Raw genomic sequence first — 207 nt, 5'->3', positions numbered from 1 at the left:
ACCACAACAACCTCCTCCTCCTCACACTAGATTTCAATGGCTGTAAAGGTCGGCATCAACGGTTTCGGTCGTATCGGCCGTATCGTGCTCCGTAATGCACTCCTGAACCCCGACGTCGAGGTCGTCGCCGTCAACGACCCCTTCATCGATCTTGACTACATGGTCTACATGTTCAAGTTCGACTCCGTCCACGGCCGCTTCAAGGGC

At 55.1% G+C, this 207-nt stretch carries 1 protein-coding gene; it reads left to right on the top strand.

The window, feature by feature from the left end; genetic code table 11:
• Positions 1-36 precede the first annotated feature (36 nt).
• Positions 37-207: glyceraldehyde 3-phosphate dehydrogenase NAD-binding domain-containing protein (locus tag LG367_RS18285; RefSeq protein ID WP_319004042.1), on the top strand; the 171-nt coding region annotated here is incomplete at its 3' end.

Source organism: Luteimonas panaciterrae, from assembly GCF_020511115.1.
Taxonomy (GTDB): Bacteria; Pseudomonadota; Gammaproteobacteria; order Xanthomonadales; family Xanthomonadaceae; genus Luteimonas; species Luteimonas panaciterrae.
The sequence above is the reverse complement of the archived record's forward strand: the minus strand, read 5'-3'. Positions and strand labels throughout refer to the sequence as shown.